The organism is Stagnihabitans tardus (assembly GCF_009925085.1).
In the GTDB taxonomy this organism is placed as follows: Bacteria; Pseudomonadota; Alphaproteobacteria; order Rhodobacterales; family Rhodobacteraceae; genus Stagnihabitans; species Stagnihabitans tardus.
Map to the genome: position 1 here is coordinate 113,745 of NZ_JAABNR010000006.1, position 15,151 is coordinate 128,895.

Below are 15,151 nucleotides of genomic sequence, written 5' to 3' on the forward strand. Positions count from 1 at the left end.
TCCGTCGCGTCTCTTCGTTAACGACTTTGGCGGTCAATGGTTAACGGAGCGTTACTCTGCCAGAACGAAAACGGAAAACAACTTAAAGTTGTCGATATTTCTGGATCGAGGTGACGCGCAGCGCCTTTTCCCCATGTTTTTCCACGGCATCGCGCCAGAGGGCGAATTCTTCCTCGCTCAGGCTGTAGCGTTCCAGCACCTCGGACTGGGTGACCAGGCCATAGATCACCGCCTTGACGACGATGGCCTTGCGGCTGGCGACCCAGCGGCGGGTATCGACAGGCGGCAGATCGGCGCGGGACAGAATACTGCCATCCGGCAGGGTAATCTGGCGCGGGCCATCGACTTTCTTCAGATACATGAGCGGCGTTCCTTCAACGATTGGGCTGAAAATGCCGCAACTGACTTAAGCAAGGGTGAAGCCTGCCCTTGTTACTTCGGCGTTTTTTCCTATATTCCCCCGATAAATCCTCAAGATGGCCGCAATCATGCTGGACAAATCCCTAAATTCGCTGGGTTTCGCGAAACCGCCCAGCGAGACCCGCGTCGTCGTTGCCATGTCGGGCGGCGTCGACTCGTCGGTCGTTGCGGCCATGCTGAAGGAAGAGGGTTACGACGTCGTGGGCGTCACCCTGCAGCTTTACGACCATGGCGCGGCCTTGGCCAAGAAGGGCGCCTGCTGTGCGGGGCGCGATATCCATGACGCCCGCCGCGTGGCCGAGACCATGGGCTTTCCGCATTACGTCCTCGATTACGAGAACACCTTCCGCGAGGCGGTGATCGAGGAATTCGCCGACAGCTACCTGGCGGGTGCCACCCCGGTCCCCTGCATCCGCTGCAATGAGCGGGTGAAGTTCAAGGACCTGCTGGCCACCGCGAAAGACCTGAACGCCGATTGCATGGCGACGGGCCACTATATCCAGCGGAAAGTCGGCGCGGCGCCCGAGCTGCATCGCGCGACCGACCCGAACCGCGATCAGAGCTATTTCCTCTTCTCCACCACGCCCGAACAGCTGGACTACCTGCGTTTCCCGCTGGGGCACCTGGCCTCCAAGGCGGAAACCCGGGCCTTGGCTGCGAAATACGGGCTCTTGGTTGCCGACAAGCCCGACAGCCAGGACATCTGCTTCGTCCCGAACGGCTCCTACGCCGATGTGATCCTGAAGCTGCGCCCCGAGGCGGCCGACCCCGGCGAGATCGTCGACCTCGAGGGCCGCGTCCTTGGCAACCACAACGGCGTCATCCACTACACGGTGGGGCAAAGGAAGGGCCTGGGCGTGGGCGGCCTGGCCGAGCCGCTCTATGTCCTGCGCCTTGACCCCGAAAACCGCCGGGTGGTCGTGGGGCCGAAATCGGCGCTTGCCACCCGACGCGTGCCGATCCGCGAGGTCAACTGGCTGGGCGACCTGCCCTTCGACGCGGGGGAACACCACATCGAGGTCAAGGTCCGCTCCACCAAGCCGCCGCGCCCGGCGATCATCCGGCCGATCAGCGCCACCGAGGCCGAGGTCGAGCTTCTCGACCCCGAGGACGGCGTCTCGGCCGGCCAGGCCTGCGTCTTCTACGAGCCGGGATCGACCCGGGTCCTGGGCGGCGGCTGGATCTGGCGGGGGCGGTAGGCCCGGGGTATACCCCGGGCTACGCGGGTGGAGATGGAGCGCTTGCCTGTCAACCCCCGTCCCGGCGGCCAAGTCCCGGGGGGCGCTGCTCCCGGATCCCCGGGATATTTTCGGACCAATGAAATCGAAAGGGCAAGGCTCTTCTTCATTGGTCCAGAAATATCCCACGGGGAGGTCTGGAGGGGTGTGAAACCCCTCCAGAGCGCACCACATGGACCCGCGCTGCAAAATAGGCTACACGGCCCCCATGCTCGACAATGCCCCCAAACTCCCGCCTGAAATCGCCCGCCGCCGGACCTTTGCGATCATCTCGCATCCCGACGCCGGCAAGACCACGCTGACCGAAAAGTTCCTGCTCTTCGGCGGCGCGATCCAGATGGCGGGCCAGGTGCGTGCCAAGGGCGAGGCGCGGCGCACAAGGTCGGACTTCATGAAGCTGGAGCAGGAGCGCGGGATTTCCGTCTCCGCCTCGGCCATGAGCTTCGACTTCCGGCATTATCGCTTCAACCTGGTGGACACGCCCGGCCACAGCGACTTTTCGGAAGACACCTACCGCACGCTGACGGCGGTGGATGCGGCCATCATGGTCATCGACGGCGCCAAGGGCGTCGAAAGCCAGACGCGGAAGCTGTTTGAGGTCTGCCGCCTCCGCGACCTGCCGATCCTGACCTTCTGCAACAAGATGGACCGGGAATCCCGCGACACGTTCGAGATCATCGACGAGATCCAGCAGAACCTGGCGATCGACGTCACCCCCGCGTCCTGGCCCATCGGCGTGGGGCGTGACTTCATCGGCGCCTATGACCTGCTGCATGACCGGCTGGAGATCATGGACCGCGCCGACCGCAACAAGGTGGCGGAGTCGATTGCGATCAAGGGCCTGGACGATCCGGCCCTGGCCCTCCATGTCCCCGCCGATCTCCTGGCCAAGTTCCACGAAGAAATCGAGATGGTGCGGGAGCTTCTGCCGCCCTTCGACCGCAAGTCCTTCCTGGAAGGCCACCTGACGCCGATCTGGTTTGGCTCCGCCATCAACTCCTTTGGCGTCAAGGAGCTCATGGACGGCATGGGCGAATATGGCCCCGAACCCCAGCCGCAAAAGGCGGCCGAGCGCCATATCTCGGCCGAAGAGACCCCGGTCACCGGCTTCGTCTTCAAGGTCCAGGCAAATATGGACCCCAAGCACCGCGACCGCGTGGCCTTCGTGCGCCTGGCCTCGGGGCATTTCCAGCGCGGCATGAAGCTGATGCATGTGCGCTCGAAGAAACCGATGACCGTGACCAACCCGGTCATGTTCCTCGCCGCCGACCGGGAACTCACCGAGGAAGCCTGGGCCGGCGATATCATCGGCATCCCGAACCACGGCCAGCTCCGCATCGGCGACGGGCTGACGGAAGGGGAAACGCTGCGCTTCACCGGCATCCCCTCCTTCGCGCCGGAATTGCTGTCCACCGTCCGGGCGCTCGATCCGATGAAGGCCAAGCACCTGGAAAAGGCGCTCACGCAATTCGCCGAGGAAGGCGCCGCCAAGGTCTTCAAACCCATGATCGGCTCCGGCTATGTCGTGGGTGTCGTGGGCCAGCTGCAGTTCGAAGTCCTGGCCAGCCGGATCGAGGAGGAATATTCCCTCCCCGTCCGCTTCGAGCCCTCTCAGTTCACCTCCGCCCGCTGGGTGATGGGAGCGAAGGAGGCCGTGGAGGCCTTCGTCAATGTCAACAAAGGCCATATCGCCCATGACAGCGACGGCGACCTCGTCTACCTGACGCGCCTGCGCTGGGACATCGACCGCGTCGAACGCGACCACCCCGAAGTCAAGCTCACCGCCACCAAGGAAATGATGGCCTGAGGTCAGAGCCTCCGGCGGGGAAATTTGCACAAAGTTCATAGCAGGGCGCAAAGGCGTCCTGCTTTGTCTTTCGGACCGGGCGCAGATGAGTATTTGCGCCAAATTGAAAGCCGAAATCCGCCGCGCAACCTCCTGCTTCTGGCAAGGGCAGAGCGTATTTGCGCAAGCATGAAAGCCCAAGCCGCGCCATCCAGAGCCTAGAGCCATTCGGCTTTCAATTTGGCCCAAATATCTCCGGGGGGCCGAAGGCGGGGGCAGCGCCCCCTCCGCCCTCAAGTCCAAAGCCGCGCCCGACCTCTCCAGCCCCTCTTTCATACTGCCCCAAATAGACCGGGGGGCTCCGCAGGAGCGGGGGCAGCGCCCCCTCCGACCCCAAGCAAAAGGCGCGCCGGGTTCCCCCGACGCGCCCTCTTGATTTCACACTGACCGAAATATCCCGGGGGTTTGGGGGCAGCGCCCCCAAGCGACCTCAGGCGGCGTCGCTGTCTTCCGCGGCTTCATCCACGACCGGCGCCGCGATCTTGAAGCTGCGCAGGATGAAGTCCGGCACATGATCTCCCATGCCCACGATACGTTCGTGCTGGCCGGGATAAGAGCGGTTCACCGGACGTCCCTCGTCGCGGCGCTCGCCATAACGCTCGGAGCTGCGCTCGCCACTGCGTTCCGGCCCACGGTCAGAGCCCCCACGCGCGCCGTTGCGGTCGCGGTAGCCCGCGCCACCCGAACTGCGCTCACCCGTGCTGCGCTCCGCCTCGCGGCGCGGCTCGCGGACGGGCTCGGCGCGGGGCGCTTCGCGGACCGCTTCCACCGCCTCGGCCGGAGCGGCTTCAGCCTCGATCACCGGGATCGGATCGCGCGGTGCGCCAGAGCCGGAGCGGCTGCGCGAACGGCCGCCTTCGCTGCGACCAGACTCGCCACGGCCCCGCGAGGAGCCGCCACGCGAGGAGGAAGTCCGGGCACGGTCGGAATTCTCGGAAGCGCCTTCCAGCGCGCCCTCGGGCAGATCGGCGCGCGGAATGGCCATCTTCAACAGGCTCTCGATCTGGCCGATGTACTTGTCATCCGCCGGAACCGCGAGGGTGAAGGCCTTGCCGAGACGCCCGGCCCGGCCGGTGCGGCCGATGCGGTGGACATAGTCCTCCGGGTGCGTCGGCACGTCGAAGTTGAAGACATGGCTCACGGCCGGGATATCCAGGCCCCGTGCCGCAACGTCCGAGGCGATCAGCAGGCGCAGCGTCCCATCGCGGAAGCCTTCCAGCGTCCGGGTCCGCTGCGACTGGTCGAGGTCGCCATGGATCGGCGCCGCATCGAAGCCATGGGCTTTCAGCGACTTGGCCACCACATCCACATCCATCTTGCGGTTGCAGAAGACGATGGCATTGGTCAGGGCCTCACCCTCGCCGGTGATCAGCGCCCGCAGGGCGGCGCGCTTCTCGGTGAAGCTGCGATCCTTGCGCGAAGGCGTGAACTGGAAGAGCTTTTGCTCGATCGAGGTATTGGCGGTGGCCTGGCGCGCCACTTCGATCTTGACCGGGTCCTTCAGGAAAGCCTTGGTGATGCGCTCGATCTCGGGCGCCATGGTGGCACTGAAGAACAGCGTCTGGCGCGTCGGCGGGGTCAGGGTGAAGATGCGCTCGATATCGGGGATGAAGCCCATGTCGAGCATCCGGTCGGCCTCGTCGATCACCATGATCTGGACGCCGTTCAGCATCAGCTTGCCACGCTCGAAATGGTCGAGGAGCCGGCCCGGCGTGGCAATCAGCACATCGACGCCCCGGTCGATGGCCTTGTCCTGGTCGCCGAAGGAGACGCCGCCGATCAGCAAGGCCTTGGTCAGCTTGGTGTGCTTGGCATAGGTGTCGAAATTCTCGGCCACCTGGGCGGCCAATTCGCGCGTGGGGCACAGGACCAGCGAGCGCGGCATCCGGGCGCGGGCACGGCCCTGGCCCAGGATGGTGATCATCGGCAAGGAGAAGCTCGCCGTCTTGCCGGTGCCGGTCTGGGCGATGCCCAAAACGTCGCGGCCTTCCAGCGCGGGCGGGATCGCCTGTTCCTGGATCGGGGTCGGGGTCTCATACCCGGTTTCCGCCACGGCTTGCAGCACGCGGGGGTCAAGAGCGAGGTCAGCGAATTTGGTCATCAGCATCCTGAAGGCGGACAGGGCCGCCCATGCAAATGGGACGCAACTTCCGGGCGCCCCGGCGTCTGGGGCACAATGCCCCTCTGGCGCCATTACCGGAATTTGTCCACAGGGTCAACCTTGCATCCTTGAGGATTGTCCCTTGCTCTGCCATGGATGGGTGCATGTGGCACAGGCGTATCAAGACCTTGCATGGCTGGCTCGGGCTGTTCGCCTGGCCCTGGGTGGTGATGATCGCCCTGACCGGGCTTTACCAGAACCACGCCAGCGCCATCGACCCCTTTCTGCCGGGCGCCCCCCTGACCGAGGCGCAGCTCTCCGCCCTGCCCGCTTCACCCGTCACCGAGGTCGAGGCAAGCGCCCTCTTGACCGAGCCCGAACCCGTCACGGTCTTCGGCCGCCCCGGCTGGCAAGGCGCGGATGGGCGCGGCATCGACCAGGCCACCGGGGTCCGCTGGGAGCCCGGGCCCTGGATGACGCTCTGGCGCGACCGGGGGGGAGAGGTCATCGCCTGGCGGGTGGAGTGGCAGAAGCTCTTCCTGCGCCTTCACCGCGCGGGCTGGGCCGGGGAGAACCTGGGGACCTGGCCCGCCGACCTCGTGGCCCTGGCGCTGACGCTTTTCGGTCTCTCGGGGCTTTGGCTCTTCCTGGCGCCCCGGTTGCGGCGTTGGCGGAGGTAGACCCGGGGTATACCCCGGGCTACGCGGCGGAGAGAGAGCGCTGAAAGCACTCACCGCTTGCGGCTGGGACCCGGGGTGCCCCCGGGCTACGGGACCCGCCAGCCCGCCCAAGCGCCCCAAACGAAAAGGGCGCCAGGTCAAGACCCGCGCCCCTTGCCTCTTTCACATTGGCACAAATATCCCACGGGGGTCCGGGGGTGTGAAACCCCCGGGCTCTCTGCGCTCACTCCGCCGACAGGCGCGAGATCACGATGGTGACTTCCGGCTTCTTGCCGATCTCTTCCATGGCGACCTGGCGGACGACGCGCTTCAGGGCCTCCTCCAGCTTGTCGTCATCAGCGAGGATCTTGCGGCCCGCCGAGCCCACGAACTCCGCGAGGTCGCCTTCCAGCGTCTCGACGAAATCGCGCCCGCCCTTGCCGGTGGGGGGCAGGCCCATCATGTCAGCCCAGGGCTCGCCCAGGGCAGAGCCATCCTCGTCCACGATCATCGTGACCGTGACATGGCCGTTCAGCGCCATGCGGATCCGGTCTCGGATCACGCCGTCCATGGCGCCGACCAGGGCCGTGCCATCGAGGTAGACCCTTCCCATCTGGAAATAGCCGCAGACGCCCGGCACATCGCCCGTCAGATCGATCATGATCCCATTGGTCGCCACGACCGACTGGATCCCCGCATCGGTCGCGATCTTGGCATGTTCGCGCAGGTGGCGGTGCTCGCCATGCATCGGGATCACCATATCGGGCAACAGCAGGCGATGCACATGCTCCAGGTCCGGCCGGTTGGCATGGCCCGAAACGTGATAGAGCCCGCCCGACTCGTCCACGATCTCGACGCCCTTTTCCGAGAGCTGGTTGACCACACGGCCGATGTCACGCTCGTTGCCCGGAATGGTGCGGGAGGAGAAGAGGAAGGTGTCGCCTTCCCGCAGCTCCATCCCCAGGTATTTGCCGCGCGCGAGCTGGGCCGAGGCGGCACGGCGCTCGCCCTGGGAGCCCGTCACGATCAGCATCAGGTTGCCGCGCGGGATATCGACCGCCTCTTCCACGGTCACCGACTTGGGGAAGCGCTGGAGGATGCCGGATTCCTCGCCCGCCGTGATCATCTTGCGCATGGCGCGGCCGAGGAAGCAGACCGAACGGCCAGCCGCCTTGCCCGCCTCGGCCAGGGTCTTCAGACGCGCGACGTTGGAGGCGAAGGTCGTGGCCACCATCATGCCGGAGGCATTCTTGATCAGCTCGGAGAGATTGCCGCCGATGGAGCTTTCCGACCGCCCGGGGGATTTCGAAAACACATTGGTCGAATCGCACATCAGGGCCTTGATCGGACGTTCCTTGGCCAGGGCCTCGAAGACCTTGTCGTCCCAGGGCTCGCCCACGACCGGGTTGGGGTCGAGCTTGAAGTCGCCCGAATGGATGATCCGCCCGGCAGGCGTGTCGATGCAAAGCGCGGCGCTTTCCGGGATCGAATGGCTGACGGGGACATATTGCACCGAGAAGGGGCCGACCTCGATCGGCGTCATCGGGCCCACGACACGGATGGCATCGCGCGAAAGCCCCGCCTCCTCCATCTTGCCGCGCCCCAAGGCCGCCGTGAAGGGCCGCGCATAGACCGGCTTCTTCAACAAGGGCCACAGATGCGGCAGGGCGCCGATATGGTCCTCGTGGCCATGGGTGATGAAGATCGCGTCCAGCCGGTCCAGGCGGTCCACCAGCCAGGAGATATCGGGCAGGATCAGATCGACGCCGGGCGACGAGTCCATATCCGGGAAGGCCACGCCCATGTCGACCAGGATCAGGCGCTCGCGGTCCTTGGGGCCATAGCCATAGATATAGGCGTTCATCCCGATCTCGCCCGCGCCTCCGAGCGGCATATAGATGAGGCGGTCAGGAGAGGTCTTGGGGGCCATCGGGAAACTCTTTGTTATGGGCATGGATCAGGACGAGGCCATGCATGGTCAGATCATCTTCGACCGCGTCAAATAGCGTCGTGCCTTGCGAGAACAAGGAGGCGAGGCCGCCGGTCGCGATGACTTTCGCGTTGGGCGGGCGCTCCTTGCGGACTTCGCGGACGATGCCTTCGATCAGGCCGATATAGCCCCAATAGACGCCGGATTGCATACAGGCAACCGTGTTCGTGCCGATGGCGCGGGCGGGGCGGGCCACATCGACATGGGGAAGCGCCGCTGCCGCCATATGCAGCGCCTCGAGCGAGAGGTTGGCGCCAGGGGCGATGACGCCGCCGATATAGGCGCCGTCATGATCCACGACGTCGAAGGTCGTGGCGGTGCCGAAGTCCACCACGATCAGGTTGCCGCCATGGCGGGCAAAGCCTGCGACCGTGTTGACCAGGCGGTCGGGGCCCACCGTGACGCCCTGATCGACGCGCGGGGCCTGCGGCAGGCGGCATTCGGGCTTGCCCACGACCAGGGGGCGGCAGTTGAAATAGCGGTTGCACAGGACGCGGAGGTTGAAGACCACGCGCGGCACGGTCGAGGAGATGATGGCCTCGGTCACATCGGCCTCGGTCTTGGTCAGCGCCATGAGGCTTTGGAGCCAGACGAAATACTCGTCCGCCGTGCGCTTGTGGTCGGTCGAGATGCGCCAGGTGGCGCGGAAGCGGGTGCCGTCCCAGATCGAGAAGACGGTGTTGGTGTTGCCGCAGTCGATGGCGAGGAGCATGGGGCTTGTCCTGGAGCTTGGGCTTTTGCGGCAAGCCCGGGGGTTTCACACCCCCGGACCCCCGTGGAGATATTTGAGCCAAATTGAAAGGCGTTAGAAGAAGACTTCGGCGGCGGGGATGGGCGTGAGGCCTTGCGCGGTTTGCAGGAGGAGGGCGCCGGTCTCGTCGAGGCCCCGGAAGGTGCCGTGGAGGGTCTGGCTGCCGGTGCGGGCGCGGATCGGTTCGTTGAGCTTCGCGGCGTTCTGGAGCCAGGCTTCGCGAAGGGGGGCGAAGCCCTGGGTTTGGAAGAGGCGCTCCCAGTGGTCATAGGCGGGGGCGAGGGCGTCGAGGAAGGTCTCGGGCGTGACGCGCAGGCCGGTGGCGGCGAGGAGCGTCGTGGGCGGCAGGGCATCGGGGTCGAGGAGCGCGGGATCGGGGGCGGCGATCAGGTTGACGCCGATGCCGATGGCGAGACAGGGCAGGTTCGCCTCCAATAGGATCCCCGCGATCTTGGCGCCGTTGCAGAGCACGTCATTCGGCCATTTCAACGCGAAGGCCTGGGGTGTCTCGGTCAGGCTGGTGAAGGCGTCGCGGAGCGCCAGGGCGGCGGCGAAAGAGCGGAGCGCCACGGTGGCGGGGGGCTCTGACGGGGCCAGAAGCAGCGAGGCGTGGAAATTGCCGCGCGGAGAGGCCCAGGCCCGGGCCCTCCGCCCCCTGCCCGCGCTTTGCTCATGGGCCAGCACCCAGGCCGGAAACGACTCAACGCCCATGCGGAGTGCATGGGCGTTGGTGCTGTCCAGGGTCTCGAACAGGTGGCGGCCGAGGCCCACTGGCCATTGGGGCTTGGCCGACACGCGCTTAACCGATCAGCGCCTGGGCCGCCGCCATCGCCGCGGGCTCCAGCCCGAAGAGATTGAGCACCGCCGCCAGGATCACGAAGGCCACGCCGAAGAGCGCCACGGCCTCCATCGGCGAGCTGCGCGACTGCGATTGGCCCTCGGTGGTGCCGAAGTACATGTAATAGACGACGCGCAGGTAGTAGAAGGCGCCGATCACCGAGGCCACGACGCCCGCCACCGCAAGCCAGGTCATCCCGGCATCGACGGCGGCCTTCAGCACGTAGAACTTCCCGAAGAAGCCCAGCATCGGCGGCACACCGGCCAGCGAGAACATCAGGATCAGCACGGCCAGGGCCTTGCCCGGCGACCGCTTGGCGAACTGGTTCAGCCCCTCGATATCCGAGACGGGAACGCCGTCCTTTTGCAGCGAGAGGATGAAGGCGAAGGTGCCGATGTTCATGGTCACATAGATCGCCATGTAGATCAGCATGGCCTGCACGCCGTAGGCCGTGCCCGCCGCCAGGCCCATCAGCGCAAAGCCCATATGGGCGATGGAGGAATAGGCCATCAGGCGCTTGATGTCCTTCTGCCCGATGGCCGCCACGGCGCCCACGAACATCGAGACCACCGAAAGCGCCGCCAGGACCTGGGCCCATTGGCCGGGGATGCCGCCGAAAGCGTCCCAGGTCAGGCGGCCGATCAGGGCCATGGCCGCCACCTTGGGGGCGGTGGCGAAGAAGGCGGTCACCGGGGTCGGCGCGCCCTCGTAGACGTCGGGGGTCCACATGTGGAAGGGCGCGGCCGAGATCTTGAAGGCCAGGCCCGAGAGCATGAAGACCAGGCCGAAGATCAGGCCCACGGGCAATTCGCCCTGCAGGGCCGTGGTGATGCCCGAGAAGAGCGTCGTGCCGGCATAGCCATAAACGAGGCTCGCGCCGTAAAGCAGGAGGCCCGAGGAGAGGGCGCCGAGGACGAAATACTTCAGCCCCGCTTCGGTCGAGCGCAGGCTGTCGCGCTGGATCGAGGCCACGACATACAAGGCCAGCGATTGCAGCTCGAGCCCCATGTAAAGCGCCATCAGGTCTCCGGCCGAGACCATGGCCATCATGCCGACCACCGAAAGCGAGATCAGCACCGGGTATTCGAAGCGCGCAATCCCGCGCTTGGCCATGAAGCTTTGCGACATGACCAAGACGGCCGCGGCCGAGAGAAGGATCGTCACCTTGGCGAAACGGGCGAAGGCGTCATCGGTGAAGAGCCCGCCGAAGGCCGTGGCCGAGCCCTCGCGCGTGCCGATCAGCACCGCCAGGGCCACCATGACCGCCGCCGTGGCCCAGGTCAGGAAACCGGTCATCCCGTCTTTCACGGTATAGACCGCCAGCATCAAGGCCCCCATGGCGTAAAGCGCGAGGAGCAGTTCCGGCAGGATGGTTGTCAGGTCTTGGGTCATCTCTGCCTCTTAATGCGATTGTTCTTCGGTGACAGCGACCGGAGCCGCCTCCACCAGGGGCACGGCGGCCCGGACATGGGTGACAAGGGCGCCGACGGCGGGCCCGGTGATATCGGTCACCACCTTGGGATAGATGCCCAGAAGCAGCGTCATGATGATCAGGGGGGCGAAGATCGCCCGCTCCCGCCGGGTCATGTCAGAGATGGTCTTCAGGCTTTCCTTGACCAGGGCGCCCAGCGTCACGCGGCGGTAAAGCCACAGGGCATAGGCCGCCGAAAGGATCACGCCGGTGGTCGCGATCGTGGCGATGACCGTATCGACCTGGAAGATGCCCATCAGCGTCAGGAACTCGCCGATGAAGCCCGAGGTGCCCGGCAGGCCCACGTTCGCCATGGTGAAGAAGAGGAAGACCAGGGCATAGGCCGGCATCCGGTTCACGAGGCCACCATAGGCGTCGATCTCGCGGGTGTGCATGCGGTCATAGATCACGCCAACACACAGGAAGAGCGCGCCGGAGATGAAACCGTGGGAGATCATCTGGAAGATCGCGCCGTCCAGGCCCTGCTGGTTGGCCGTGAAAATCCCCATGGTCACGTAACCCATATGGGCAACCGATGAATAGGCGATCAGCTTCTTCATGTCGTTCTGCGCCAAGGCCACCAGCGAGGTATAGACGATGGCAATCGCCGACATCCAGAAGACCAGGGGCGCCCAAAGCATCGCAGCCTCGGGGAACATGGGCAGCGAGAAGCGCAGGAAGCCATAGCCGCCCATCTTCAACAGGATCGCGGCCAGGACGACGGAACCGGCGGTCGGCGCCTGAACGTGGGCATCGGGCAGCCAGGTATGGACCGGCCACATCGGCATCTTCACCGCAAAGCTCGCGAAGAAGGCGAAGAAGAGGAGCGTCTGCATGCCCCCCATGACCGTGATGCCAGCCACCACCATGGGCTCGGAGGCGAAGTCATAGGTCATCAGCGTCGGAATGTCGGTGGTGCCCGCCACGAAATACATCGAGACCATGGCGACCAGCATCAGGACCGAGCCGAGGAAAGTGTAGAGGAAGAACTTGAACGAGGCATAGATCCGGTTCACCCCGCCCCAGATGCCGATGATCAGGAACATCGGGATCAGGCCGGCCTCGAAGAAGAGGTAGAAAAGCACCAGGTCCAGCGCCGTGAAGACGCCCAGCATCAGCGTCTCCAGGAGCAGAAACGCGATCATGTAGTCCTTCACCCGGTCCGTCACGCCCCAGCAGGAGGCGATGGTGATGGGCATCAGGAAGGTCGTCAGCATCACGAAAAGCACCGAGATCCCGTCGACGCCCATCTTGTAATGCAGCCCCATGATCCAGGGCCGATCCTCGACGAACTGCATGCCGGTGTTGGCGGGGTCGAAGCCCTTCAGCACCAAAAGCGAGACGAGGAAGGTGAGCGAGGTCGCGAACAGCGCCAGCCACTTGGCATTGCGCTGCGCCGCCGGATCATTGCCGCGCAGGAAGACCGCCAGGATGACGGCGGCCACTGCCGGGATGAAGGTGATGATGGAGAGGATATTGGACATCAGTGCGAAGCTCCGGCGATGGAGACCCAGGTGATCAGGGCAGCAACGCCCAGGACCATCGCGAAGGCATAGGTGAAGACATAGCCCGATTGGGCGCGGCCCGCGAGCCGGGTGAAGTAGGGGATGATCCCCAAGGCAACGCCATTCAGCGAACCGTCGATGATCTGCTCATCGCCACGCTTCCACAGGAAGCGCCCCAGCGCCTTGGAGGAGCGGACGAAGAGCATGTCGTAGAGCTCGTCGAAATACCACTTGTTCAAGAGGAACTGGTAGAGCGGCTGAAGCTCGCGCACCCAGATGGCGGGCAGCGAAGGCTTCCAGACATAGAAGGTCAGCGCGGTCAGAAGGCCCAGAACCATGGCCACGAAGGGCGAGACCTTGACCCAGGTGGGCGCCTCATGTGCGGCCTCAAGCACATGCATCCCCGGGCCCATGGCGATGGCGCCCATCGAGACGGCATGTTCGCCCTCGCCCTCCGTCATGGCGAAGAAGTGGAGCATCGTATGATGGTCGCCGAAGAAGTCATTGTACCAGAGCATGCCCGCAAAGACCGCACCCAAGGCCAGCACCACCAGCGGCAAGGTCATGACCCAGGGGCTTTCATGGGCATGGTCATGGGCGTGATGGTCGCCCCGCGCCTTGCCGAAGAAGGTCAGGAAGATCAGGCGCCAGGAGTAGAAGGAGGTCATGCAGGCCGCCGCCACCAAGAGCCAGAAGCCATAGGACGACCCGCCGGCATAGACCGACTCGATGATCGCGTCTTTCGACAGGAAGCCAGCGAAGCCGATATGGGTGAGCGGGATGCCGACGCCGGTGATGGCAAAGGTGCCGATCATCATCATCCAGAAGGTCAGCGGGATCTTCTTCCGCAGCCCGCCATAGTTCCGCATGTCCTGTTCGTGGTGCATCGCGGTGATGACCGAACCGGCGCCGAGGAAGAGCATGGCCTTGAAGAAGGCATGGGTAAAGAGGTGGAACATCGCCGCGCCATAGACGCCCGAGCCTGCCGCCGCGAACATGTAGCCCAGCTGCGAACAGGTCGAATAGGCGATCACGCGCTTGATGTCGTTCTGCACCAGGCCCACGGTGGCCGCGAAGAAGGCGGTCGAGGCGCCGACCACGACGATCAGGGCCTTGGCCTCGGGCGCATATTCATAAAGCGGCGACATGCGGCAGACGAGGAAGACGCCTGCGGTGACCATGGTTGCGGCGTGGATCAGGGCGGAGACCGGGGTCGGCCCCTCCATCGCGTCCGGCAGCCAGGTGTGCAAGAGCAACTGCGCCGACTTGCCGCAAGCGCCGATGAAGAGAAGCACGCCGATCAGGTTGGCCGCGTTCCAGTCGGTCCAGAGGAAATGCAGGTTGGTCGTCGCCAGCTCGGAGGTGCGGGCAAAGACCTCGTCGAAGCGGATCGAGTCGGTCAGGTAGAAGAGTCCGAAGATGCCAAGCGCAAAGCCGAAGTCGCCCACGCGGTTGACCACGAAAGCCTTGATCGAGGCGGCGGTGGCCGAGGGCTTGCGGTAGTAGAAGCCGATCAGGAGGTAAGAGGCGACGCCCACGCCCTCCCAGCCGAAGAACATCTGCACCAGGTTGTCGGCCGTCACCAGCGTCAGCATGGCGAAGGTGAAGAACGAGAGATAGGCGAAGAAGCGCGCCCGATAGGGCTCGTCATGGCCCCAGTTCTCGTCATGGGCCATGTAGCCCCAGGAATAGAGATGAACCAGCGCCGAGACCGAGTTCACGACGATCAGCATGATCGCGGTCAGCCGGTCGAGCCGGATCGACCAGTCGGTCGAGAGCGAGCCGGACTGCACCCAGTCCAGAAGCACGATCTGCTGCGTGACCCCGTCGAAGGTCAGGAAGGTGTACCACGAGAGGCCTGCGGCCAGGAACAAGAGGCCGGTGGCAACCAGCTTGGCCGCCCGCTCGCCGATGATGCGCCAGAAGAAGCCGCAGATGATGGCGCCGACCAGCGGCGCGAGAAGGATTACGGTCGGGATCATGTCAGCCCTTCATCACATTGGCGTCTTCGACTTCGATCGTGCCGCGGTTGCGGAAGAACACGACCAGGATGGCAAGGCCGATGGCGGCCTCGGCGGCGGCGACGGTCAGGATCAGCATGGTGAAGATCTGCCCCACCAGGTCGCCCGACATCGAGGAAAAGGCCACCAGGTTCAAGTTGACCGCCAGCAGCATCAATTCGATCGACATGAGAATGACGATCACGTTCTTGCGGTTGAGGAAGATCCCGAAGATGCCGATGACGAACAAAGCCGCCGCCACCGCGAGATAATGTTCCAGTCCGATGTTCATTCGTCAGTCCCTCCGGGAGATTTGCCCCGTTTCATTTCCA

The 15,151-nt window shown here is 64.8% G+C and carries 12 protein-coding genes; 3 read left to right on the forward strand and 9 right to left on the reverse strand.

Features of this window, described 5'->3' with window-relative positions; translation table 11 throughout:
- Window positions 1-82: 82 nt before the first annotated feature.
- On the reverse strand, window positions 83-361 hold the full coding sequence (sciP, locus tag GV832_RS08020; RefSeq protein ID WP_168774328.1) for a CtrA inhibitor SciP: 279 nt from the start codon (window positions 359-361) through the stop codon (window positions 83-85).
- Between the two features lie 127 nt (window positions 362-488).
- Here sciP and mnmA point away from each other — a divergent pair, with 127 nt between their 5' ends.
- Both mnmA and GV832_RS08030 read left to right on the forward strand, forming a co-directional pair.
- Window positions 489-1,619 (forward strand): tRNA 2-thiouridine(34) synthase MnmA, encoded by a 1,131-nt coding sequence (gene mnmA / locus GV832_RS08025; protein ID WP_227754316.1) that lies wholly within the window; start codon window positions 489-491, stop codon window positions 1,617-1,619.
- A 247-nt stretch (window positions 1,620-1,866) separates the two neighbouring features.
- On the forward strand, window positions 1,867-3,465 hold the full coding sequence (locus GV832_RS08030) for a peptide chain release factor 3 (protein ID WP_168774329.1): 1,599 nt from the start codon (window positions 1,867-1,869) through the stop codon (window positions 3,463-3,465).
- Window positions 3,466-3,934: 469 nt separating this feature from the next.
- On the opposite strand, the gene GV832_RS08035 is transcribed toward GV832_RS08030, so the two are convergent.
- A complete protein-coding gene (locus GV832_RS08035) occupies window positions 3,935-5,605 on the reverse strand; it encodes a DEAD/DEAH box helicase (protein WP_168774330.1) in 1,671 nt (556 codons plus the stop codon).
- A gap of 164 nt (window positions 5,606-5,769) precedes the next feature.
- Here GV832_RS08035 and GV832_RS08040 point away from each other — a divergent pair, with 164 nt between their 5' ends.
- Window positions 5,770-6,285: a PepSY-associated TM helix domain-containing protein gene (locus tag GV832_RS08040; RefSeq protein WP_168774331.1), complete on the forward strand. Its 516-nt coding sequence runs from the start codon at window positions 5,770-5,772 to the stop codon at window positions 6,283-6,285.
- Window positions 6,286-6,508: 223 nt separating this feature from the next.
- Here GV832_RS08040 and GV832_RS08045 read toward each other — a convergent pair whose 3' ends face one another.
- The 7 genes from GV832_RS08045 to nuoK all read right to left on the reverse strand — a co-directional run bounded on the left by GV832_RS08045 (window position 6,509) and on the right by nuoK (window position 15,111).
- On the reverse strand, window positions 6,509-8,194 hold the full coding sequence (locus tag GV832_RS08045; protein ID WP_168774332.1) for a ribonuclease J: 1,686 nt from the start codon (window positions 8,192-8,194) through the stop codon (window positions 6,509-6,511).
- Window positions 8,172-8,966, reverse strand: coding sequence for a type III pantothenate kinase (locus tag GV832_RS08050; RefSeq protein ID WP_168774333.1), 795 nt, complete (start codon window positions 8,964-8,966; stop codon window positions 8,172-8,174). Before GV832_RS08050 ends, GV832_RS08045 begins: the two co-directional genes overlap by 23 nt.
- Window positions 8,967-9,059: 93 nt before the next feature.
- Window positions 9,060-9,800, reverse strand: a complete 741-nt coding sequence (locus GV832_RS08055; protein WP_168774334.1) for a biotin--[acetyl-CoA-carboxylase] ligase — start codon at window positions 9,798-9,800, stop codon at window positions 9,060-9,062.
- Window positions 9,801-9,804: 4 nt separating this feature from the next.
- Window positions 9,805-11,235, reverse strand: coding sequence for an NADH-quinone oxidoreductase subunit NuoN (nuoN, locus tag GV832_RS08060; protein ID WP_168774335.1), 1,431 nt, complete (start codon window positions 11,233-11,235; stop codon window positions 9,805-9,807).
- Window positions 11,236-11,244: 9 nt separating this feature from the next.
- Window positions 11,245-12,798, reverse strand: coding sequence for an NADH-quinone oxidoreductase subunit M (locus GV832_RS08065; protein ID WP_168774336.1), 1,554 nt, complete (start codon window positions 12,796-12,798; stop codon window positions 11,245-11,247).
- Window positions 12,798-14,798: an NADH-quinone oxidoreductase subunit L gene (gene nuoL / locus GV832_RS08070; RefSeq protein WP_168774436.1), complete on the reverse strand. Its 2,001-nt coding sequence runs from the start codon at window positions 14,796-14,798 to the stop codon at window positions 12,798-12,800. Before nuoL ends, GV832_RS08065 begins: the two co-directional genes overlap by 1 nt.
- Window positions 14,799-14,802: 4 nt before the next feature.
- Window positions 14,803-15,111, reverse strand: coding sequence for an NADH-quinone oxidoreductase subunit NuoK (gene nuoK / locus GV832_RS08075; protein ID WP_168774337.1), 309 nt, complete (start codon window positions 15,109-15,111; stop codon window positions 14,803-14,805).
- Between the last annotated feature and the right edge of the window lie 40 nt (window positions 15,112-15,151).

Bases quoted from the DNA above. Each gene is read 5' to 3' on its own strand.
- sciP (WP_168774328.1), bottom strand. From the start codon at position 361: ATGTATCTGAAGAAAGTCGATGGCCCGCGCCAGATTACCCTGCCGGAT.
- mnmA (WP_227754316.1), top strand. From the start codon at position 489: ATGCTGGACAAATCCCTAAATTCGCTGGGTTTCGCGAAACCGCCCAGC.
- GV832_RS08030 (WP_168774329.1), top strand. From the start codon at position 1,867: ATGCTCGACAATGCCCCCAAACTCCCGCCTGAAATCGCCCGCCGCCGG.
- GV832_RS08035 (WP_168774330.1), bottom strand. From the start codon at position 5,605: ATGACCAAATTCGCTGACCTCGCTCTTGACCCCCGCGTGCTGCAAGCC.
- GV832_RS08040 (WP_168774331.1), top strand. From the start codon at position 5,770: ATGTGGCACAGGCGTATCAAGACCTTGCATGGCTGGCTCGGGCTGTTC.
- GV832_RS08045 (WP_168774332.1), bottom strand. From the start codon at position 8,194: ATGGCCCCCAAGACCTCTCCTGACCGCCTCATCTATATGCCGCTCGGA.
- GV832_RS08050 (WP_168774333.1), bottom strand. From the start codon at position 8,966: ATGCTCCTCGCCATCGACTGCGGCAACACCAACACCGTCTTCTCGATC.
- nuoN (WP_168774335.1), bottom strand. From the start codon at position 11,235: ATGACCCAAGACCTGACAACCATCCTGCCGGAACTGCTCCTCGCGCTT.
- GV832_RS08065 (WP_168774336.1), bottom strand. From the start codon at position 12,798: ATGTCCAATATCCTCTCCATCATCACCTTCATCCCGGCAGTGGCCGCC.
- nuoK (WP_168774337.1), bottom strand. From the start codon at position 15,111: ATGAACATCGGACTGGAACATTATCTCGCGGTGGCGGCGGCTTTGTTC.